Source organism: Streptomyces rubellomurinus (assembly GCF_000961885.1).
GTDB lineage: Bacteria > Actinomycetota > Actinomycetes > Streptomycetales > Streptomycetaceae > Kitasatospora > Kitasatospora rubellomurina.
In genome coordinates, this window is record NZ_JZKH01000020.1 from 78,763 (window position 1) to 98,842 (window position 20,080).

Here is a 20,080-nt window from a genome sequence, read left to right on the forward strand (position 1 = left end):
TCGGGGCGCTGATCCGGTCGTTGGGGTGGGTGGGGGACGGGCTGGGTGGGGAGATTCTCGGCGCTGCTGATCGGGGCCGCCGATTACGGCGAGGGCGAGTCGCTGCACTTCGTGCACCGGGACCTGGAGAAGCTGGGCGAGGCGCTGCGGGAGCGCGGGGTGGAGGTCCTCCGGCCCCGGCCGGTGGCGGGGCGCCAGGTGACGGCGAACTTCGTGAACGGCGAGGTGAACGGGTTCCTGAAGCGGGCGCGGCCGGGTGACCGGCTGCTGATCTGCCTCAGCGGGCACGGGACGCACATCGACGGGCAGGACTTCCTGGTGCCGGAGGACATCCACCCGGAGGTGCAGTACAAGTCGGGCTGTGTGGCGATCGATTGGAAGGAGCAGCTGCAGGGCACCCGGGCCGCGCAGGTGCTGATCATGATCGACGCGTGTCGGCAGGGTGTCCGGGACTACATGGCGGGCCCGGTGGGCTGGGCGTCGGGTGAGGTGCGGGCGGTCGCCGGGCGCAAGGTGGCGCGGCTGTACGCGTGTTCGCCGGGGGAGCTGGCGCGCTTCGCGCCGGCGGCGGAGCCGTCGTGGACGCAGGACGACGGTTCGTTCAGCCTGTTCTCGCGGGCGGTGCGCGACGTCCTGGTCGCGCACGACGGGCCGCTGGACCTGCAGCAGCTGTGCGAACAGGTGCAGGTGAAGGTCGAGGTGCTGCACCGCGAGACCGGGCGGAGCGGCGCGGCCCAGGCGGTCCGGCTGCTCACCGACGTCGTCCAGTCGGAGTTCGTGGTGGTGGAGGCGCGGCGGACGGCCGAGGTGCCGGAGGTGGCGGAGGCCGTCCCGGTGGAACTGTCGGTCGAACCGATCCCGGAACCGCAGTCGGGTGCCACGGACTACGCGAAGCTGGCGGCGGACGTCGTCTACCAGGTGTTCTCCTCCGGGCGGACCGAGTACCTGGAGGAGTTCGCGACCGGAGGCCCGGCGCCCGCGCTGCTCGAACTGAGCCACCGGCTGCCCGGGTGGGCGGTGGAGGCGATGTGGGCGGCGGCGGCGCGGCTGCGGCCCGTCGAGGCGCTGGTCGAGCTGGCGGCCGCCGTCCACGGGGTGGGCCAGGCCGAACTGGCCCGGCGGATGGTGGAGTCGGCGGTCGCGGCCCGCGCCGCCGGCGACCTGCTGGCGCTGCTGCTCGCGGACGACGGCCTGCCGTCCGAGCTGGTGGAGCCGTTGCGGGCGGCGGTGGTCCGGGCGGTGGGCGGCCTGCCCGCGCCGGACATCGCCGGGTTCGTCGGCAGCCTGTACGACGCCGACCGCGCCGCCACGGCGGAGCTGCTGCTGACGGCGGCGCGGCCGCTGGAGGACCTGCCGGACCTGCTGGCCGCGCTGGAGGCGGCGGGCCTGCGCAACCAGGCCGCCCGACTGGTGCTGGAGGCCGCCGAGGGCGGTGAACTGCCGGCGCTGGAAGAGTTGTTGGTCGTCCTGGCCGCGGCCGGGCGGGACCGGGACCGGGACGCCGTGCTGGCGGCGATCGCCGGTGGGGCACTGGATCGGCTGGTCGCGTGGCTGGCGGTCGCCGCGGCACGGGCGGGTGGCGGCGAGGAGGACACCGTACGGGTCCTGGAGAGCGCCGTCGCGCTGCGCGGTGACGGGCACCTGCTGCCGGACGCGCTGCGGGCGTCGGGCCTGGCGGACCACCTGCGGTGGGTGTACGCGGAGGCGGTGCGACTCGCCCCCGCGCGGCTGCACGCGCTGCTGCGGCGCCTGCACGCGGTGGGCGCGGAGCAGGACGTCCGGGCCGTCCTGGGGCGGGCGGTCGAGCCCTTCCGTCCGTTCGAGGCGGCGGCGCTGGCGGGCCTGCTCAGGACGGACGGACCGGCCGGGCTGCTCGACACCCTCTGGGCGGCGCTGCGCCGGGCGCCCGTGGACGAGGCGGCGCTCTTCCTCCGGGTGGCGGGGGAGAGCGATGACCGCCTGGTCGACGAGGCCGTGGCGGTGCTGGCGGAGTCCTGTTCGCTGACGGAGCTCGACGCCCTGGCCGAGGCCCTGGACCGGTACGGCTTCGGCGCCGCACTCGTCGACCTCCGCCGAGCCGTCCAGGTCACCCGCCCGGTGGCCGACCTGCTGACCATGGTGGAGCGCGCCCGGGACGAGGACCGGCCCGCACTGGTCGAGCGGGTGGCGTCGGTGATCCGGCTGCCGGAGGCGTACGCCGAACTCGTGGAGATGCCGGGCCGCCCGGCCCTGCGCGGGCGGATCGGCGCGCAGCTGGCGTCCGGCCTGCTCGCCCACGGCGACGACGAGGTGCGGGGCATGCTCGCCGAGCTCGCCGCACGGGACTGGAACGCCGGGGCCCGGCTGCTGCTCGGGCAGATCGCCGAGGGCGGGGACGTGGAACGGCAGGCCGGGTTCGCGGTCTGGCTGGCGGGCGAGGGGCACGGGTGGCAGGCCCGGTCCCTGCTCGACCGGGTCTGCGCCGCGCGGGATACGGCGTCCGTCACCGGGCTGGCCGCGCTGCTGCTGACGGGCCCGAGCCCCGGTCTGGGCAGGTACGTGCTGGAGGAGGCCGCCGAGAAGTGGTCGGCCGCCGAGGTGGCCGCGCTGGCCGAGTGCCTGGCCCGGGCCGGCGGGTCGATGGTCGACCAGGGCGCCGCCCACCTGCTGACCGAGGCCGTGGCCCGACGCACGCCCGCGTGGGCGGCGGAGCTGCTGCTCGGGTTGGACGCCCGGCCGCAGGAGGCGCTGACGTCGGGCGTGGACGGCGTGGTGAGGACGTACCTGGAGACGGGATCGCTCGCGGAGACACTGACGCGGATCGCGAGCCTGCGGGCCGCGAACCCCGAGCGCGCGGTGGCCCGCTGCGTCGCCGAGGTGGTGTGGGCGAACGCTCCCTGGCTGTTCGGAGCGGCTCGGGCGGACGGGTCGGGCCAGGCCACCCACTGCCTGGTGGCCGTGTTCGCGAACGGTCGGGTCGGTGACGCGATGCGGCTCTGGAACCTGCTGCCGAAGCTGCGGAGTTCCGGCAGCGAGCCCGAGGCGGAGCGGGTGCGCGACGCGGTGCTGCGCGCGATGACGCCGGAGGAAGCGGGCGCGGCTGTGGCGTTCTTCCGAGGTGGTAGCGCGGAGGACTACACAGCGGCCTGCCGGGCAGCGGGCGAACGGCCGCCGGGAGAGGTCGCGGACGCGCTGGTCCGGCTCTCCGGCATGGTGGGCGGGGCGTCGGGGCTCACCGACTGGTTGGGCCACCGGGTCGACCAGGACCGGTGCCGGGCCCTGCTGGTCGAGCTGTTCGGCCGGGGGCAGGACGCGCTGGCCGGGGACGTGCTGAAGGCCGCGCCGTGGTCCGGCTCGGGAGCGGCGATCGGCGACCTGCTCCTCGCCGTGGACGGGCAGGGGCGGGCGGCACCGGCGGTCCTGCTCGACCGGTCCGGCACCCTGGCCCCGGCGGAGGGGATCGCGCTCCTGGAAGGAGTTGTTCGGGGCGGGGCGTCGCACGATCTGCTCTACTTCCTCTTCTGCACTCTCGCGACGGCGCAGCACGCCGTCGCGATCTGGACCGGTCTGCACCGACTCGGCCGGTTCGGACTAGCGGCCCTCCTGCTCGAAAGGGTGCCCCCGGACACCGAGTTGGGGGCCTGGTACCGGGCGCTGTCCGAGAGCTTCCCGGAGATCGACCGGCCGGCGGTTTTGCGGGCGGCGGGGGCCGATCGTCCGGTCCCCGAGCTCGTCGCCTCGGTTCCGGCGGTGGCTGCGGCGTCGGGGCGGGCCAGGGTGGCCCTGGCGACGGCTGTCCTCCACCGGCCGCCCGAGGACGCCGTCGCGCTGCTGGACGCGCTGGCGACGCTGGGCGGTGACGAGGCCGAGCGGTGTGTGGCCGAGCTGTGCAAGGTCCTCGCCGCGGCGCGGCCGGCGGATGAACTCGTCCGGATCGTCGAGTCGTTGATGAACCGGGGGCGGATCGAAGAGTTCCGGATCACCACCCAGCTCCTCTACGGCGAGCCGCTGGCCCGCCTCGCCGGAGTCCTGGAGGCCGCGCCGTGGACGAACGGGCAGGCGCCGGGAGTCGCGTCGAGACTGGTCGACATGACGACCCGGAACGGGGAGGCCTCGGCCTGGCCCGCCGTCAGGTTGGACGCGGCCGGGCACCAGCGGGCCGCCGAGCGGCTGGTCGCCGAGCTGGCGGCCGTGGTGTGCGACAGCGAGTCGGCGGCGCGCCTGGTCGCGGAGCTGGCGGCCGGCGGTGTGGGGCCCGCCGTCCGTGGTCGGCTGGTCGACGTCTTCTGCCGGAGCCGTTCGGGCTGGGCGACCGGTGAATTCCTGCGCCACCTGCACTGCACCGCCGGACTGGACGCGGACGTGCGGACGGCGATCGCGGTGACGGCGGCCAGCCTGGCCGCCGACATGTCCGGACGTCGGCTGCCGGTGGTCAGGGCGGCCGTCGACCGGCCGGGGAGCCGGGAGGTGTGGAAGCGGCTCAGCGCCGAGATCGGGAAGGCGGGCGGGGAGGTGCCGAAGACGCCGCGGTTCTGGTGGCGGTCCTGAGGTTGGGCGGCCTGCGGACCTCACCCCTGGTCGGCGACGCGGAAGGTCACGCCTCGCCGCTCGCGCGGCGGGAGCGGAACGCCGCCGCCTTGACCCGGTTCTGGCAGGCCGTCGAGCAGAACTGGCGTCCGGCGTTGCGCGAGGTGTCGACGTAGACGCGGTCGCAGCGCGGGGCCGCGCAGACGCCGAGGCGGCCGCCGTAGTCGCCGCCGAGGGCCATGGTGAGGCCGGTGGCGCAGCCGGCGCTCCAGCCGGTGGCGTAGGAGTCGTCGGAGCCGTGGAAGTGGACCTGCCACGGTTCGCCGGGGGCGCGGCGGAGCTGGGGGTGGGCGCCGGTCTCGCGGATCAGGGTGTTGAGGGCGAGGGCCGCGTCGTCGAGGCGGTCGGCGGCGGCGCCTTCGAAGACGGCGCGCAGGGTACGGGCGGTGGCGGCGAGCCGGTCGGCCTGGTCGGGGCCGAGGTCCGCCCCGGCGGCGAGGGCCGCGCGGACGGCGCCCACCCGCTCGGCGCCTTCGGGGGCCAGGTAGCTACGGCCGCGGGCTTCGCCGTCGGTCAGCGCGTTGACGAGCGCGACCGAGGCGTCGAGCAGGGTGCGCATGTGACTGTCGAAGAGCACTTGACCGGTTACCTTTCGCCTGCCTACGGTGTGCGTCACTGACATTAGCTCATTCACCAGTGATGGGAGGCGCCGTGTCGCGCCCCGAACCGCTGCCCCGCTCCGTCCGGCTGCTGTTACTCGCCCGGTTCGTCAACCGGCTCGGGGCCTTCTCGCTCCCCTTCCTCACCGCGCTGATCTCCACCGGCCGCGGCGCGAGCCTGACCGTCGCCGGGCTGGTCAGCGCCGCCTTCGGGCTCGCGACCATCCCGTCGCGCCTCGCCGGCGGCCGCCTGGCCGACCGGGTCGGACGCCGGACCACCATCCTGCTCGGCCTCTGCGGTTGCGCCGCCGCCCAGTTGGCGATCGCCGCCTCCACCTCGCTCGCCTGGACGATCGCCGCAGCCGTCCTCCTCGGGCTGGCCTTCGAGCTCTACGAACCGCCGAGCCAGGCGATCCTCGGCGAATCCGTCCCGGCACGGCACCGGGTGCGCGCGTTCAGCCTGTTCAGCGCCGTGCTCGCCGCGGGCGGCATCGGCGCCGGACTGCTCGCCGCCCTGCTCGCGGGCCGGAGCCTGCGCTGGCTCTTCGTCGCCGACGCCGCGACCTGCCTGGCCTGCGCGCTGCTGATCCGGCTGGCCCTGCCCCGCGACCGTCCGGCGCCGCCCGCAGCCGCCTCGTCGGAGCGGGGCGACGCCGCCGTACGGCCGCTGCGCGACCGGGCCCTCCTGGTCGCCCTGGCCACCGGAACCGCCTACGCCCTGATCAACCAGCAGACCGTCCTGACCCTGCCGCTCGCCCTCGTCCACCAGGGCCGGCCCGCCGCGGACGCCGGGCTGCTGTTCACCGCCGCCGCGGCCACCAACGTCCTCGCCCAGCCGCTGGTCCGGCTGCCCTGGACGACCCGGCTCGCGACACCCGTGGCCCTCGCCCTCGCCCACCTCCTGCTGGCCGTGGGTCTGACCGGCTATGCCCTCGCCCGTACCCTGCCGGCGCTGCTCGCCTCGGCCGCCGTGTGGAGCCTCGGCGACCTGCTCGTCATGGGCCGCATCTACGCACTCGTCACCGACCTCGCGCCGTCCGGCGGGACCGGCCGCTACCTGGCGGTCTTCGGCCTCAGCTGGGGATTCGCCGCGACGCTCGCGCCCGTCCTCGGCACCCAGCTCCTCGGCCACGCCGGGACGACCGCGCTCTGGTCCGCGATGGCCGCGCTGTGCCTGCTGCTCGGCGCCCTGCACCTCGGGGTGACGCCGGGTCGGGCGGTCCGGCGGGGCATCAACTCTCCTACGCTTTCGCCCGGATCGCAGTGACACGCGGCTGGCGGGCCGGTCCAGACTGGTGCGCATGAACCCGGTGCGGCCGACCGAGGCCTCGAACCCGGCAGCGGAACCCCCGGACGCGCGGGCGGAGCCGGTGCGATGACAGCCTTCCGGACCGGATCGGTCGTCTCCCGGGACGGCACGGTGATCGGGTACCGCGAGCTCGGCAGCGGCCCTGCCGTGCTCCTCGTGCACGGCGGCGGCCAGGCCGCGCAGAACCTGATGCGGCTGGCGGAGGCCCCGGCCGGCACGTTCACCGCGTACGTGCCCGACCGGCGCGGCCGCGGGCTCAGCGGGCTGGCCGGCGCCGGATACGGGCTCGCCGCCGAGTGCGAGGACATCGCCGCCCTGGTCGGGCACAGCGGCGCCGAACGCGTCTTCGCCTGAGCTCGGGCGCGCTCGTCTGCCTCCGCGCCGCCCTGACGGTGCCCGGCATCGGACGGCTCGACGCCGACCTCCTGGCTGCCCCGCTACGAGGACGAACTCGCGCACGGCCGGCTCGGCTCCGCCATGCTCACCGCGATCCGGGGCACCGGCACCGCCCCCGCCTTCCTGCGCCTGCCGCCGCGCCGGCTCGTCGCCCCTTTGCTGGACCACGTGGTACGGCCCGGGGCCGGGGCCGACGCCGAGCTCCGCGCCTTCTTCGGGGCGGCGGACGAGGACCGGGCGCGCTGACCTCGTCGTGTCGGGCGTGGACACCACCCGGGCAGGCCGAGCCGGCTTCGGCGAGACTCGCCTGACCGGAGGGCGTGCAGCGGCTATTCTGAGCCGCAGTCGATCGTCGAAGTCGACGCGCGGACATGATCGTTGGGGTGACTGGGGGAATGGTGGACGAGCCGGAGATCGGTGCGGGGTCCGAGTCGCTGGTGTTCTGGGTGACCGAGGCCGAGGAGGAGGCCGAGGGCGACGGCGACAGCATGGGGCTGTTCCGCCGTGACCGGGAGGCCGTGCTGCGCAGGATCCCGATCGGGACGCTGCGGACGAACCTGGAGCAGACCGTCGACTCCCTGCAGGCGATGTTCGAGCGGATCGCCGACCGGGGCGGCCCGCTGCCGCTCAAGGAAGTGCAGCTGAGCTTCGAGGTGTCGGCCAAGGGCGGCGTGCAGCTGGTCGGCACGTCCGAGATCCAGGGGACCAGGGGGATCACCTTCGTCTTCGGCAAGTGATCGGCAAGTGATCGGTAAGTGACGGGCGGGTGGGGAGATTCTCGGCGGAGATCGTCGTCGAGCCCCCGCCCCCGCCGACCGGCTGGTTCCGCCGGAGGCGCTGACGCGCCCCACCCCGGGGCGGGGCGGATCAGGTGGCGGATCAGGTGAGCGCGAGGTCCACCGGGTGTCGGGGTTCGCGGGTGGCGAGGTCGTGGATGCCGCGGGCGGCGAAGTACTCGGCGGAGTGGCGGTTCCAGGCCCAGGAGTCGAAGGCCTGGTCCTCGTCGGCGTGGTCGATGAGCCAGGGGTACCAGAAGGACTCGAATCCGTCGTCGTCCCCCTTGGGCGGGAAGACGGCCCGGTCCACCTCGCGCACACCGAAGATGACGCCCTTGAGCACCGACCGCAGGGCGGCCGCGTACTCCTCGTCGGTGCCCTCGCGGAACTCCTCGAAGGGGCGGCCGTCGACGATGCGGTGGAGCTCGATCCGGGCCAGGAAGGTCAGGAACTCGGCCACGCCGCTGTTGACCAGGATCCGCTCCACGTTCTCGTGCGGCCCCCGGAACCAGTAGAGCCGGCCGGACTCCGGGTCGAGGAGGATGTCCTCGCCGTTGAAGTCGCCGAGGTAGAGGTAGTGGCCGAAGTCGGTGCAGAGCCGGGTGCCGAGCGATCCGGGCGCGAGGTCCTCGAAGCGCTCCCGGACGGTGGGCCGGCGCTGGTCCTCGTGCAGGTCCAGCGAGAAGAAGCCCGGCCCTTGGGGCGGCAGCCCGAGCTCGGTCACCAGCCGGCGGGTGGGCTCGTGGCCGATCCGCGCGGCCGCCCACTCGGGGGCGACCTTGCGCAGCGCCCACTCCCCGAACGCGCGCCGGGCCAACTCCGCGACGTCTTCCGCCTCCACCGCGCTGCTCCCCCGGTTGTGACCGTCGCGTCACTCTAGTGATCTGCCGGCGGGGTCGCTGCGCCGGGGCACTTCGGTCACCGGAGGAGCCGGCGGACCTCGCCCGGGGCAGGGAGGTCCGCCCGACCCTGCCCGTCCACCGTTCGGATGAACGGGCGAGCGTGTGGATGGGCGGTGGTCAGCCCTGGGGGGACAGGGCTTGGACGGTGGCGTAGGCCGGGGCCGTGGTGGTCCGGGGGAGCGAGCCGTGGGTGCGCAGGTGGGTGGCGGTGTCGACGGCTGCGCCGAGGGCGAGGCGGAAGAGGAGGGAGCCGAGGCTGGCCCGGCGGACGCCGAGGTCGGCGAGCTGGGTGAGGGAGGGGCCGTCCGGAGTGGCGAGGACGTTGAGGGGGAGGGCGGTCGCGGCCACCGCGCCCGCAATGGCGGCCGGATCGGTCAGGCCGGGGACGAAGACGCCGTCCGCGCCGGCGTCCTGGTAGGCCGCCAGGCGGGGCGCCGTCTCCGGGGCGCGGGCCCCGCCGAGCCAGTGGGTGTCGGTGCGGGCGTTGACGAAGAGCCGGGGCACGGCCGACTTGACCGCGGTGATCTTCGCCGCGTGCAGGTGCGGCGGGGTGAGGGTGCCGTCCGCGCGGCCGTCCTCCAGGTTGATGCCGACCGCGCCGGCCTCGGCGAGTTCCGCCGCGAGGTCGGCGACCTCGGCCGGGTCGTCGCTGAAACCGCCCTCGATGTCGACGGAGAGCAGGGCGGGCCCGCCGCCGATCCGGCGCGCGAGCCGCAGCGTCTCGGCGCGGGTCCGGCCGGCGCCGTCCGGCAGCCCGGCCGCGGCGGCGACGCCCAGGCTGGTGGTGCCGATCGCGGCGAAGCCGGCCGCGGCCAGGGCGGCCGCCGAGGCGTGGTCCCAGGCGTTCGGCAGCAGGAGCGGGGCGCCGGGACGGTGGTGGAGCGCGTGGAAGGCGGCGGCGGGATCGGCGGTGTTCATGACTGCTCCTTGCGGAAAAGGTCGGTGGTGGCGCCGAGACGGCCGACCGCCCCGGCGTAGTAGTCCAGCGAGCCGGCGACGTGCGCGGCGAGCAGCCGGAAGGACCAGCCCCGGCCGGGCGAACGGTCCAACTGCGCGTCGCTCAGCGCCCGGAGGCGGTCGGCCCAGATGCCGTCGAGCCGGACCAGGCGGCTGCGCGCCTCGTCGAGGTCCTCCGCGGTGAACGGCGCGAGGTCGGCCGGGGTGGTGGTCGCCGAGGCGTGCCAGTGGTCCGGCTGGGGCTCCTGGCCGGCCAGGCGGGCCTCCAACTCGGCGAGGTGGTCGACGAGATGGTCGGCGACCCGGCGGATCGCCTTGTGCGGGGTGTAGACGCGGCCGTCCACGGCGAGCGGTCGTCCGTCCCAGGCGGTCCAGGTCGCGGCGAGGTCCAGCACCCGGGCGACGGCCTCGGTGATCTGCCGGGCCGGGTCGTCCCGCTCCAGCAGGCCGGCGGCCAGCGCCATCGCCTGGGCCCGGCCGGGGCAGTGGTGCGGGCCCGCGCCGAAGGCCAGCGGGGTGCACTCGGCGGGGGCGTCCGGCTCGGCGGCGGTGACGTCGATCAGCACCACGTCCCCCGCGCGGAGGTCCAGCGCGCCGACGCGGACGTCGGCCAGCGCGCGTCGGCGCAGCGCGGTCACCGGCGGGTCCTGGCGCAGCACCTCGGCGAGGAGGGCGTCCGCGCCGCCCGGCGGGAGGCCGTCCGGCGCGGCGCGGCGGGCGTGCTCGACCAGGCGGGCGGTCGCGTCGCAGGCCTGGACGAGCAGGCCGATCCGCTGGGCGGCGGCCTCCGGGGGCCGCGGGTCGTCCTCCCGGGCGGTGAGGGCGAGCAGCCGCGAGACGGCTTCGTCGGCGGCCCGGCCCTGGGCGGGCGTGAGGGCGCTGCCGAAGTATCCGGCGGAGACGGTCAGGACGGCGGCGGCCACGGCGTCCGGCTCCGGCAGGCCCAGCTGCTCGGCCAGCACGCGGACGACCGTGTGCCGGTCGTCCGCGCCGACCGCCGAGCCGGCGGCCGCTTGCCGTAGGTCGCGCGGGTCCAGGGCGGCCAGGTCCTCGACGGCGTGGGCGCGGCGGCGGGCGTGCGTCTGCCCGTCGCCGGTGAAGCGGGCGACCGTGGCGCGCAGCCAGGCCAGGGAGCCTGCGGGCGTGTCCGCCGGGTCGGCGGCCGGTTCGGGGACCAGCAGCGGTTGGTCGAGCACCGCGCGGGCGTCGGCGTACCCGGTGACGCGGGAGGGGAGGGCGGACGGGTCGGAGATCGTCATGCGGCCCACGCTAGGTGCGGGAGACTTCGGCGGACGCCGAACCGTGGCCGGGGCATGATGGACCCATGCCCGCGCAACCCACGTCCGCGCAGTCCAGCTCCGCGCAATCCATGTCCGCGCAGCCCCTGGCCCGGCTCGCCGGGCTGCTGGCCGACCCCACCCGTGCCGCGATCTGCCTCGCCCTGTTGGACGGCCGCGCCTGGACGGCGGGCGAACTGGCCCACCACGTGGGCGTGGTGGCGTCGACCGCGAGCGAGCAGCTGTCCCGGCTGGTCGCCGGTGGGCTGCTGGTCGAGGAGCGCCAGGGCCGTCACCGCTACCTGCGGCTCGCCGGGCCCGGCACCGCCGCGCTGGTCGAGGAGCTGGCCGCGTTCGCCTCGGCGTCGTCCGCCCCGGAGCTGTCCGCCCCCGCACCCCGGCCGCGCAACCTGCGGGAGAGCGTCCGCCGCAGCGCCGAGGCGCGCGCCCGGACCTGCTACGACCACCTGGCCGGCGCCCTCGGCGTCGCCCTCGCGGACGCCCTGCTGGCCCGCGGCGTCGTCACAGACGACAGCGGCCTGGCCGTGACCGCACCGGGCCGCACCTGGCTGGCCGGCATCGGCATCGACCTGGACGGGACGCGCCGCGGCTCCCGCCCGCTGGTCCGCAGCTGCCTCGACTGGACCGAACGCCGCCCCCACCTCGCCGGCGTCCTCGGCGCCGCACTGCGCGCGCACGCGCTCGGCACCGGCTGGCTCGAACCCATCGGCATCGGCCGCGCCCTCCGGATCACCCGCCCCGGCGCCGACGCCTTCCAGGACCTGTTCGGCATCACCCTCACCTGACCGCGGCGCTGCTGGACTTCGGCTGCTCGCCGGCGCGGATTCCCTTCGCGTTCGCCGGCCGTGACACCTGGGACCCGGGAAGCACGCCGGGCCACGGATCTTCACTGGCGGCGTTCATGAACTCGGCCTGCGCCCCGTGCATTTCGAACCCCCCTCCGATCGCGACGAGAGAGCAGTCGATTACTATCCGACACACGATCACATCTTGAATGCGGCCCTGGGAGGCGTCTCGGGGCCCGACCAGGGGGGAACGCATGGCAGATCCTGATCTGGCCTTGGAGTTAAAGGTCAACCCGGCTGAATTAGACGGCTGCGGACAGAGTGCGCAGCACATCGGGGGTCTGATTCCGGGTGAGACTTCGAAGCTCACCGATCCGTGTAACCAGGCCGCCGGCACGTTGAAGGGCTGGCGCACGGCCACTGCGGTGCATGACTGCGGCGCGAACTGGAAGACGCTACTGGACAAGCTCGCCGGTGACATGAGTGACGTCGGGACCAGGCTCGCCACTTCGGCCGGTTACTACCGGCAGGTCGAGAAGGACGTCCACGGGCACTTCAAGGGGCAGGGTAGTGGTGCGGTGACTCCGGACGAACCCGATCCCTTCGGCACCGTGCTGACCCCGGCTGGTGGGAAGGCCCAGTAGTCGATGGACATCAAGACGCTCTACGACGCCAACATCAACAACATCACGAATGCGAAGAACGCGTTCGACAAGCTCTACACAGCATTCGGCCAGCACGTGGAGAGCTGGCAGCACGAGGTTGCCGACCGGCTGGCGCACTCGCACTGGACCGGAACCGCCGCTGACCGCGCCCATGCCCGGATCCGGCTCCTGGGCGCCGAGCTCCAGTCCGCGAAGCAGGAACTCGACCTCGTCAGCAAGGCGCTCGCGAAGGCTCAGTCCCACTTGGTCAATGCGCTCGACGACGCCAAGACCTCGAAGCTCACAGTGGCTCCTGACGGTGCCATCACGTGGGACAAGGAGCCCACGTCCCCGAACTACGCCGGCGCCGGTGCGGAGCAGGCGGCCATCGCGATCAGCGGCCGCATCGCGGCGGCTCTCAACGAGGCCGACCACGCGGACCAGGAGATCAGCGCGCGGCTGAACCACCTCGCGACCAACGCGAGCAACGGCACCGGCCTGGACGCCGCCACGGCGGCGAAGGACCAGGCCGCCCAGACCGCCCGCGAGCAGATACCCGCCGCGGGGACCGACCCGAACAGCGTCAAGCAGTGGTGGACCAACCTCACCGACACCGAGCAGCAGAACTTCATCCAGGACCACCCCGACCAGATCGGCGGCCTCGACGGCGTCCCCGCCGTCGCCCGGGACAAGGCGAACCGCATCAACCTCCAGCGCGGCAAGCAGGACCTCCAGCGCCAGCTCGATGGCCTCGGCCCTGAGCCGAAGAAGATGCTGAGCGTCGCGGAGTCCAACGGCGGGCCCGTCGAGAACCCCGACTACACGGAGTGGAAGAGGAAGAAGGACCTCCTTGAGGACCAGCTGAAGGGCGTCAAGAGCCTTGAGAACAGGATGGACACCAAGCTTGACGCCGACCATCCTCCCGTGTTCCTGCTGGGCTTCGACACCAAGGGCCACGGTCACGCCATCCTCGCGGTCAACAACCCGGACACCGCCGACAACGTCTCGACTTACGTCCCCGGCACCGGAGCGCGCCTCGGCAGCAGTCTCAACAGCGACATCGAGCGGTCGGACGTGATGGTCGCCTCCGCCAACAGGGCAAGCAAGAACTCGAAAACCACATCGTCGATCACCTGGGTCGGCTACGACGCTCCGCAGACGCTCGGCGAGGCCACGGACGACAAGTACGCGAGAAACGCGGAGGACAAACTGCGCAGCTTCGAGACCGGGCTCCGCGCCACACACGAAGGGAAGCCGTCCAACAACACCGTCCTCGCCCACAGCTATGGCACCACGGCCGTGGGCTACACCATGCGCGACCACGGCCTTCCGGTCGACAACGTCGTCCTGGTCGGCAGCCCGGGCTGCGGTGTCGAACACGCCAAGGATCTACAAATCGATCCGTCCCACGTGTTCGCGGCACAGAGTCAGCACGACCCGATCGGCTTCGTACCTCCTTTCGACGCCTCCGGTTTGGCGAGCAACATCGGCGAGTCCTACGCCAACCAATTCGGCGTGGGAACCGGCGACCACCACCTGATTCACGGGCGACAGACCACCGTCCCCGACTTCGGCGCGCAAGTTCTTCCCACCACCCCGGAGAAGGGCCACTCTGACTACTGGGATCGCGATTCCGCCGCCCTCCCCTACTTCGGCAGGATCATCGCCGGGGAGCCGGTCTGGAGGGCGCCGTCGTGAGGCGATCACAGTCCATTCGGGCAGCGGTCGCGCTCTTCGTGGCGATCGCCGCGATGGCACTGAACGCCTGCGGGGCGAACCCGCTGCAGGATCCCACCATGACGCTCGCCCAGGCCAGGAAGCAGATCGACAGCTACCAGGCGGACATCCTGGCGAACCTGCCGATCAAGCCCAGGTCGAACTCGGGCTCATTCAGCGACCTGGAATGCGGCGCCAACGACAACGGCCCGCACGGCCGGGAGCAGACCTGGCGTTCCGCCACCTTCGAGGACCTTCCCCTGCCCGGCAGAGCGCAAGCAGCAGCCGCCTTTCGCACCTACCTCACCGGACGGGGCTTCCAACTGGCATCGGACTCCGGCGGCGATATCGGCTGGGTCAAGCTGAAGAACCCCAAGGACGGCTTCGTCGCCATCCTGGACGGTGCGGGTGACACGAGCCGCACCTTCAGCCTGGAGGTCATCTCCCCCTGCGTCTGGCCCAACGGCACCCCACCTGCCTGACCCGCGAACCCTCGCTCCAGGCCGCACGCCACCGTCAGAGTCGGTGGCGTGGGGCCCTTGCCGAGGTGTCCGAGAGATCCCGAGAGCCGGACCGATGCGGGGGAAGGGCGCTGACCGGGGCGGGTGGGGTGGTCGGGGCGAAGTCGGTGGGCGGCCCGTCGAGGCTTGCGTCGCGGCACTGGTCGGGTGCGGTGCACAGGTCCAGGGGGACGGACTGGCCGGGTTGGGGCAGGCGGACGTGGTAGCCGACGAAGGTCACGATCTCGTCGTAGCCGAGGACGACCGTCCGCGTGTGGACGGGGCCGACGACGTACGCGGAGGCGGGGCTCACCCGGACGTCGTTCACGGCTCCGTGGAAGGCGGTGAAGACGTACGAGTCCACGCTCGGCATCGCGTTCTCGGCGGTCGGTTTGCTGATGGTCAGGCCCTCGATGGACGTGAAGGCGACGGTCATCCAGTGGGTGTCGAGGTTGTGGATGGCCACGGAGCAGACGTCGACGTCGTCGACGAGCCAGAAGGCCTCCGCCCAGGAACGGTCGTCGTCGTCCAGCACCGCCAGGGTCGCCAGCGTCGGCTTCGGGCAGCGCGGTGGCCGTACGTCCTCCGGGCTCACGGCGTCCAGGATCCACTGGGCGGACGGCGGGGCCGGCTCGGGGAGCGCGGTGCCGAAGGGGCGGCACGCCGTCACCGCGACGACCAGGACCGCCGCTGAACACACCGCACCCAGAACGCGATTCATCGCTCACCCCCGTCAGCGACCGGTGCCTCCAGCGTCCGCTGCGGTGGGCCGGCCGACAAGGCCCCGGGGTGTCTCGGATTCGTCGCAGTCCGGTCGTCCCGCTGTTGCACGGACTCCGGATCGGAGGCGGATTCGCCGTGGACCACCCGTCACCGCGGCCGGTCACCCGACCGGGGCGGGGGCTATTCTGTGGCGGCGGTCGATGGTCGAAGTCGGTGCGCTGGCATGATCGTTGGGGTGGGTGGGGGACGGCCCTGGTGGGGAGATTTTCGGCGCTGCTGATCGGTGCCAGCGCGTACGACGAGGCGCCGCTCGGGTTCGTGCTGCGGGACCTCAAGAAGCTGCGTGCGGCTTTGCAGCGGCGTGGGGTGCGGGTCGAGCTGCCCCGGCCTCCGGCGGGCTGGCCAGTCACGGCGAACTTCGTCAATGGTGAGGTGGTCGGGTTCCTGGCGCGTGCCGAGCCGGGGGAGCGGCTGCTGATCGGCCTCAGCGGGCACGGTACGCATGTGGACGGGCAGGACTACCTGGTTCCGGAGGACATCCACCCCGAGCAGCGGCCGTTGTGGAAGGGGTGCATCGCGATCGACTGGAAGCAGGAGCTGCAGGAGACCCCGGCGGCGCAGGTGTTGTTCCTGGTCGATGCGTGTCGGCAGGGGATCCGGGATGCGATGGGGCCCCCGGTGGGGTGGTCGCCGAGCAAGATGCGGGCGGTGGCGAGTCGGAAGGTCGCGCGGCTGTACGCGTGTGCGCCGGGGGAGTTGGCGCGTTTCGTGGCGTCCGGCGAGTCGACGGCACAGGCGGGTGACGGGTCGTTCAGCCTGTTCTCGCGGGCGGTGCGGGAGGTGCTGGTCTCGCACGAGGGGCCGTTGAACCTGGACGAGCTGCGGGCCGGTGTGCAGCAGCGGGTCAGCGCGCTGCACCGCGAGTACCGGAAGGCGGCTGAGTGGCCTGGCGGGTGGCCTGGGCGCGGTGCAGGCGGCGCGGCGGTGCTGACCCAGCCGCCGGACGCGGTGGCCGGCTGGCGGAGTTGCGGAGATCCTGGTACCGGGGCCTTTCCGCCTCTCCGGTGGAGATCGACCGGTCGGCGGCCCTGGTGGCGTCGGGCGCCGATCGCCCGGTTGCCGAGCTCCTCGCCCTGCCGAGGCTGACCAGGGCGCTCCTGGCGACGGCGGTCCTGTTCCGGCCGTCGCAGGACGTGGCCGAGCTGCTGGCCGGGCTCGCCGGGCCGGCCAGTCAGCCCGCCCTGGCGGAGCTGCGGCGGCTCCTGGCCGCCGTCAGGCCGGCGTCCGAACTCGACACGGTGCTGCAGATACTGATGAACCGAGGGCAGGCCGAGGACGCAGAGGGGATCGTCGACGCGCTCCTCGCGTTCGAGCCGGCCGCACGGGTCGGCGAACTCCTGGAGGCCTCCCCGTGGCCGTACGGGCCGGTGTTCTGGCCGGAAGCGGCAGGGCTGATCGCCCGCGCGACCATGGGCTCGGGGACCACGGCCGTCCTCATCGGCAATCTGCTGGACGCCGGGCACGGGCGTGCCGCCGAGCTGCTGCTCGACGAGCTCGCGACCACGGAAGCCAGCGCCTCGGACGCGGTGCGGCTGCTCGTCCGACTGGCCGCGGAGCGTGTGGGGCCCGAAGTGCGTGACCGGCTGACCGAGGGCTTCTGCGAGCGTCGTCCGAGCGAGGACGTGGCCCACTTCCTGCACCTGCTGGGCCGCCGCACCCGCCAGCTCGGCGAGGATCTGGCCAGGGCCGTCGCGGTGGCCGCGGAGACGCGCCGGGCGGACCTGGACACGATCAGGTCGGTGCTGACGGCCGAGGGCAACGAGAAGGTACTGCGGCGCATCGCGGTCGCGACCGGGGAGCTCCCGCCCGACGCCCCGCCGACCCCGCGCTGGTTCCGCCCGAAGCGCTGACCTGCAGCCGCTCGGGCTCCGGCCGACCGGCCCGCGTCCCGGCGAGGGCGGTGTCAGCTGCCCGGGTGGGAGGCCGTCCAGCCGTGTTCGAGGAGGGCGAAGGCCTCGTCGGCGGCGCGGTGTGGTTCGGGGTGTCGGAGGATGAGGCCGCGGGCTTCGAGGGCGAAATGGGCCAGGGCTGCGCAGCCGAGGTCGTCCTCGGGGGCGCCGACGGCCTCGGCGATGGCCAGTGCGAGGGCGGCTTCGTGGCGCGTCCACATGCGGTGGGCGTAGTCGCGCAGCGCGGGGGTCTCCCGCACCATGCGCGTGAAGTCGGCGAACCGCGGGTCCGTGGCGTGGACGGCGAGCTGGGTCCGGGCCAGCAGGATGTGCTCGCGCAGCGCCTGCGGGATCGACCGGCCGGGGGCGCGGTCGCGCACCGCGGCGACGAGTGCGGCTTCCAGGTCGTCGTCCTGGTCGAAGACCAGGGCTTCCTTGCTGGGGAAGTGCTTGAACAGGGTGGTCACCGAGACGTCGGCGGCGTCGGCGACGTCCTTGACGCCGACCTGGTCGTAGCCGCGGTCGAGGAAGAGTTCGAGTGCGGCGTCGGCCAGGGACTGGCGGGTCTGGGCCTTCTTGCGCTCGCGGCGCCCGGTCGGTTCGGTCACTCGTCCACCATATCGCAGGGGTGCATCGACTGTAAAAGTTGAGCCGTTGCACTTTTTGAGTGAGTGTGCTTTCTTGGTGGAGCCGGACCGGACCTCCCGGCGGCTTACTCACCTCCCTGGGGGCACTCCCATGAACCCGACCCCTGCCCGCGGCCCCCGCATCGCGATCGTCGGCGCCGGCCTCGGCGGCCTGACCTGCGCCCGGGTGCTGCAGCGGCACGGCCGCTCCGTCACCGTCCTCGAACGCGAGGCCTCCGCCGACGCCCGCCCGCAGGGCGGCACCCTCGACCTGCACGCCGACACCGGTCAGGCCGCGCTGCGGGCGGCGGGGCTCCTCGACCGGTTCCAGGCCCTCGCCCGCCCCGAAGGGGAGGAGTGGCGCGTGCTCGACTTCGCCGACGCCGCCCTGCTGGCGCATCAGGGGCCGCCCGCCGCCGGCGCAGACGGCGGCGGACGCCCGGAAATCGACCGCGGCCAACTGCGCGGACTGCTGCTGGACTCGCTCACCGAGGGCACGGTGCGGTGGGGCCGCGCCGTCACCGGGGCCACGCCGCTGCCGGACGGCACCTGCCGGCTGCGGTTCGGGGACGGCGCCACCGAGGACTTCGACCTGGTGGTCGGCGCGGACGGCGCCTGGTCGCGGATCCGCCCGGCGCTGTCGCCCGCCGTACCCCGCTACACCGGCGTCACCTTCGTCGAGACCGGATTCGACCACTGCGACACCCGCCACCCCGACCTCGCGCGGCTGGTCGGCAACGGATCGATGCTGGCGAAGGGCATCGGCAGGACCCTGGTCGCCCAGCGCAACAGCAACGGCCACATCCGCGCCTACATCGCGCTCCGCGAGCCCCGGGACTGGCACGCTGCCGCCGGTGTCGACCTCGGTGACCAACAGGCGGTGCGGGCGCACCTGTTGAGGATGTTCGACGGCTGGGACGAGCGCCTGCGCTACATCCTGCGCAACGGCGACAGCGCGTTCGTCAACCGCCCCCTGTACGTCCTGCCCGCTCCGCACACCTGGGAGCACGTCCCCGGCGTCACGTTGCTCGGCGATGCCGCGCACCTGATGCCCCCGGTCGGCCTGGGCGCCAACCTCGCCATGCTGGAAGGCGCCGACCTCGCCCACGCCCTCGTCACCGAACCCGGCATCGACGACGCCGTCCGCGCCTACGAGGGCGTCATGCTGCCGCGCTCGATCGAGGCCGCGACGGGCAGTGCGCAGGGGCTCGACCACCTCGTTCCCGCGACGGCATCCTGAGCTCGAGCCTGAGCCTGAGCCGGCACGACATCCGCGAACAGGGGTCGGCCGGTTGGCCTTGACGTCCACGTCAAGGCATAGCGTCGAGGAAGCGCCGCTGTCGCACACCCGTGGCAGCCGCACCACCCTCACCGGCCCTCACCGGCCCTCACCGGCCCTCACCGGCCCTCACAGAGCGGAACCCACCGTGACTGACTCTCGCGACCGCGCGGCCCTGATCGAGCACGATCGGCGCTTCTTCGACGCCCTGGTCGCCGGCGACGCGGCCCGTCTGGGCGAGCTGCTGGCGGACGACTTCCTCCTGGTCGGTGTCGAGGACGGTTCGGTCGTCCCCCGGTCCGCACTGCTCGACGCGGTCGCCGCCGGGGCCGTCACCTTCCCCGCCATCGAGTCCTTCCCGGAGGAGGCCGTGGTTCGCCGCATCGGCGACGTCGGCATCGTCGTCGGGCGCACCGGCATGAACTTCGTCAACTCCGATGGCACCGGCTTCGTTGCCGGAAGCCGTTACACCCACGTGTTCGCGAAGGACTCCGCCACCGGATGGCGTCTCGTCTCCGCCCAGGGCACTCGGATCACGTCCGCCGACCGGTGAGGGCCCGCCGGAGGCGGAACCGGCGCTGATCAGCCTCGTGCCCCCGGGCGCCGGCTGAAGGCGACGCGGTACGCGCTGGGGGTGAGGCCCGTCCTCCCGGAGCTGACGCACATGGCGAGGGCCGAGCTGGAGCGGATCGGCCGGGCCGGTTCGGTGATGGCGGAGTTCCCGGAAATGCTCTACCTGTACGACCGTCCGAGCATCCTCGACGCGCCGGTCAGCGCGACGGTCCTGAACCTCGCCCCGACGCCGATCGGTTCGGTCCTCGCGGAGACGGCCGCCTGACGAGGGCTCTGCGGGAGCGGCCCCGCCGAGGCTATCCTGTGGCGGCGGTCGATTCGTCGAAGTCGGCCCGCTGCCATGATCGTTGGGTGGGTGGGGGACGGCCCGGGTGGGGAGATTCTCGGCGCTGCTGATCGGGGCCAGTGCGTACGACGATGCGCCGCTGCGCTTTGTCCCGCGTGATGTCGAGCAGTTGGGTGAGGCGCTGCGGGGGCGTGGG

General features: G+C 73.6%; 20 protein-coding genes. 14 read left to right on the plus strand and 6 right to left on the minus strand.

The features are described from left to right. Positions 1–45 precede the first annotated feature (45 nt). A complete protein-coding gene (locus VM95_RS12720) occupies positions 46–4,527 on the plus strand; it encodes a caspase family protein (RefSeq protein WP_045695614.1) in 4,482 nt (1,493 codons plus the stop codon). Between the two features lie 46 nt (positions 4,528–4,573). Here VM95_RS12720 and VM95_RS12725 read toward each other — a convergent pair whose 3' ends face one another. Continuing rightward, positions 4,574–5,143 (minus strand): CGNR zinc finger domain-containing protein, encoded by a 570-nt coding sequence (locus VM95_RS12725; protein ID WP_244178743.1) that lies wholly within the window; start codon positions 5,141–5,143, stop codon positions 4,574–4,576. Positions 5,144–5,217: 74 nt separating this feature from the next. On the opposite strand from VM95_RS12725, the gene VM95_RS12730 reads away from it, so the two are divergent. From VM95_RS12730 to VM95_RS12740, 4 genes are all read left to right on the plus strand, one after another. Then, on the plus strand, positions 5,218–6,432 hold the full coding sequence (locus VM95_RS12730; protein WP_244178744.1) for an MFS transporter: 1,215 nt from the start codon (positions 5,218–5,220) through the stop codon (positions 6,430–6,432). A 108-nt stretch (positions 6,433–6,540) separates the two neighbouring features. Next, complete coding sequence (locus tag VM95_RS12735) at positions 6,541–6,828, plus strand: alpha/beta fold hydrolase (protein ID WP_052707331.1); 288 nt, start codon at positions 6,541–6,543, stop codon at positions 6,826–6,828. 123 nt (positions 6,829–6,951) lie between these two features. Next, on the plus strand, positions 6,952–7,116 hold the full coding sequence (locus tag VM95_RS42475) for a hypothetical protein (RefSeq protein ID WP_157882080.1): 165 nt from the start codon (positions 6,952–6,954) through the stop codon (positions 7,114–7,116). 137 nt (positions 7,117–7,253) lie between these two features. After that, positions 7,254–7,607: a Pepco domain-containing protein gene (locus VM95_RS12740; protein WP_157882081.1), complete on the plus strand. Its 354-nt coding sequence runs from the start codon at positions 7,254–7,256 to the stop codon at positions 7,605–7,607. A 142-nt stretch (positions 7,608–7,749) separates the two neighbouring features. Here VM95_RS12740 and VM95_RS12745 read toward each other — a convergent pair whose 3' ends face one another. The 3 genes from VM95_RS12745 to VM95_RS45465 form a co-directional block, all read right to left on the minus strand. Next, positions 7,750–8,487: an SUKH-4 family immunity protein gene (locus VM95_RS12745; protein ID WP_045695622.1), complete on the minus strand. Its 738-nt coding sequence runs from the start codon at positions 8,485–8,487 to the stop codon at positions 7,750–7,752. 178 nt (positions 8,488–8,665) lie between these two features. Then, positions 8,666–9,466 carry an isocitrate lyase/PEP mutase family protein gene (locus VM95_RS12750; RefSeq protein WP_045695624.1) on the minus strand — a complete coding sequence of 267 codons (801 nt, stop codon included), beginning with the start codon at positions 9,464–9,466 and terminating at the stop codon, positions 8,666–8,668. Then, positions 9,463–10,764, minus strand: a complete 1,302-nt coding sequence (locus VM95_RS45465; RefSeq protein ID WP_167352914.1) for a hypothetical protein — start codon at positions 10,762–10,764, stop codon at positions 9,463–9,465. The genes VM95_RS12750 and VM95_RS45465 overlap by 4 nt, the downstream gene beginning before the upstream one ends. Positions 10,765–10,829: 65 nt before the next feature. Here VM95_RS45465 and VM95_RS12765 point away from each other — a divergent pair, with 65 nt between their 5' ends. The 4 genes from VM95_RS12765 (at position 10,830) to VM95_RS12785 (ending at position 14,430) form a co-directional block, all read left to right on the plus strand. Continuing rightward, positions 10,830–11,588 (plus strand): ArsR/SmtB family transcription factor, encoded by a 759-nt coding sequence (locus VM95_RS12765; RefSeq protein ID WP_244178745.1) that lies wholly within the window; start codon positions 10,830–10,832, stop codon positions 11,586–11,588. Positions 11,589–11,842: 254 nt separating this feature from the next. Beyond that, a complete protein-coding gene (locus VM95_RS12775) occupies positions 11,843–12,232 on the plus strand; it encodes a WXG100 family type VII secretion target (RefSeq protein ID WP_045695629.1) in 390 nt (129 codons plus the stop codon). Between the two features lie 3 nt (positions 12,233–12,235). Continuing rightward, positions 12,236–13,930 (plus strand): alpha/beta hydrolase, encoded by a 1,695-nt coding sequence (locus VM95_RS12780; protein WP_052707332.1) that lies wholly within the window; start codon positions 12,236–12,238, stop codon positions 13,928–13,930. Between the two features lie 38 nt (positions 13,931–13,968). Further along, entirely contained in the window at positions 13,969–14,430 is a 462-nt protein-coding gene (locus tag VM95_RS12785; protein ID WP_045695631.1) for a hypothetical protein, read from the plus strand. Positions 14,431–14,464: 34 nt separating this feature from the next. Here VM95_RS12785 and VM95_RS12790 read toward each other — a convergent pair whose 3' ends face one another. Continuing rightward, entirely contained in the window at positions 14,465–15,169 is a 705-nt protein-coding gene (locus tag VM95_RS12790; RefSeq protein WP_157882082.1) for a hypothetical protein, read from the minus strand. Between the two features lie 215 nt (positions 15,170–15,384). Here VM95_RS12790 and VM95_RS12795 point away from each other — a divergent pair, with 215 nt between their 5' ends. Both VM95_RS12795 and VM95_RS41455 read left to right on the plus strand, forming a co-directional pair. Then, positions 15,385–16,317: a caspase family protein gene (locus tag VM95_RS12795; RefSeq protein ID WP_157882083.1), complete on the plus strand. Its 933-nt coding sequence runs from the start codon at positions 15,385–15,387 to the stop codon at positions 16,315–16,317. Further along, positions 16,236–17,081 (plus strand): hypothetical protein, encoded by an 846-nt coding sequence (locus VM95_RS41455; protein WP_045695640.1) that lies wholly within the window; start codon positions 16,236–16,238, stop codon positions 17,079–17,081. The genes VM95_RS12795 and VM95_RS41455 overlap by 82 nt, the downstream gene beginning before the upstream one ends. A gap of 53 nt (positions 17,082–17,134) precedes the next feature. On the opposite strand, the gene VM95_RS12805 is transcribed toward VM95_RS41455, so the two are convergent. Next, positions 17,135–17,728 (minus strand): TetR/AcrR family transcriptional regulator, encoded by a 594-nt coding sequence (locus tag VM95_RS12805; RefSeq protein WP_045695644.1) that lies wholly within the window; start codon positions 17,726–17,728, stop codon positions 17,135–17,137. A 130-nt stretch (positions 17,729–17,858) separates the two neighbouring features. On the opposite strand from VM95_RS12805, the gene VM95_RS12810 reads away from it, so the two are divergent. From VM95_RS12810 to VM95_RS42485, 3 genes are all read left to right on the plus strand, one after another. Then, positions 17,859–18,986, plus strand: a complete 1,128-nt coding sequence (locus VM95_RS12810; protein WP_045695646.1) for an FAD-dependent oxidoreductase — start codon at positions 17,859–17,861, stop codon at positions 18,984–18,986. A 187-nt stretch (positions 18,987–19,173) separates the two neighbouring features. Next, positions 19,174–19,578: a YybH family protein gene (locus VM95_RS42480; RefSeq protein ID WP_045695649.1), complete on the plus strand. Its 405-nt coding sequence runs from the start codon at positions 19,174–19,176 to the stop codon at positions 19,576–19,578. A 111-nt stretch (positions 19,579–19,689) separates the two neighbouring features. After that, on the plus strand, positions 19,690–19,863 hold the full coding sequence (locus VM95_RS42485; protein ID WP_157882084.1) for a hypothetical protein: 174 nt from the start codon (positions 19,690–19,692) through the stop codon (positions 19,861–19,863). Positions 19,864–20,080: the final 217 nt, after the last annotated feature.

What these genes read in the sequence shown, in the direction of transcription:
- VM95_RS12735 (WP_052707331.1), top strand. Translation starts at nt 6,541, where the DNA reads ATGACAGCCTTCCGGACCGGATCGGTCGTCTCCCGGGACGGCACGGTG.
- VM95_RS42485 (WP_157882084.1), top strand. Translation starts at nt 19,690, where the DNA reads ATGGCGAGGGCCGAGCTGGAGCGGATCGGCCGGGCCGGTTCGGTGATG.
- VM95_RS12750 (WP_045695624.1), bottom strand. Translation starts at nt 9,466, where the DNA reads ATGAACACCGCCGATCCCGCCGCCGCCTTCCACGCGCTCCACCACCGT.
- VM95_RS12780 (WP_052707332.1), top strand. Translation starts at nt 12,236, where the DNA reads ATGGACATCAAGACGCTCTACGACGCCAACATCAACAACATCACGAAT.
- VM95_RS42475 (WP_157882080.1), top strand. Translation starts at nt 6,952, where the DNA reads ATGCTCACCGCGATCCGGGGCACCGGCACCGCCCCCGCCTTCCTGCGC.
- VM95_RS12775 (WP_045695629.1), top strand. Translation starts at nt 11,843, where the DNA reads ATGGCAGATCCTGATCTGGCCTTGGAGTTAAAGGTCAACCCGGCTGAA.
- VM95_RS12790 (WP_157882082.1), bottom strand. Translation starts at nt 15,169, where the DNA reads ATGAATCGCGTTCTGGGTGCGGTGTGTTCAGCGGCGGTCCTGGTCGTC.
- VM95_RS12810 (WP_045695646.1), top strand. Translation starts at nt 17,859, where the DNA reads ATGAACCCGACCCCTGCCCGCGGCCCCCGCATCGCGATCGTCGGCGCC.
- VM95_RS45465 (WP_167352914.1), bottom strand. Translation starts at nt 10,764, where the DNA reads ATGACGATCTCCGACCCGTCCGCCCTCCCCTCCCGCGTCACCGGGTAC.
- VM95_RS12765 (WP_244178745.1), top strand. Translation starts at nt 10,830, where the DNA reads ATGCCCGCGCAACCCACGTCCGCGCAGTCCAGCTCCGCGCAATCCATG.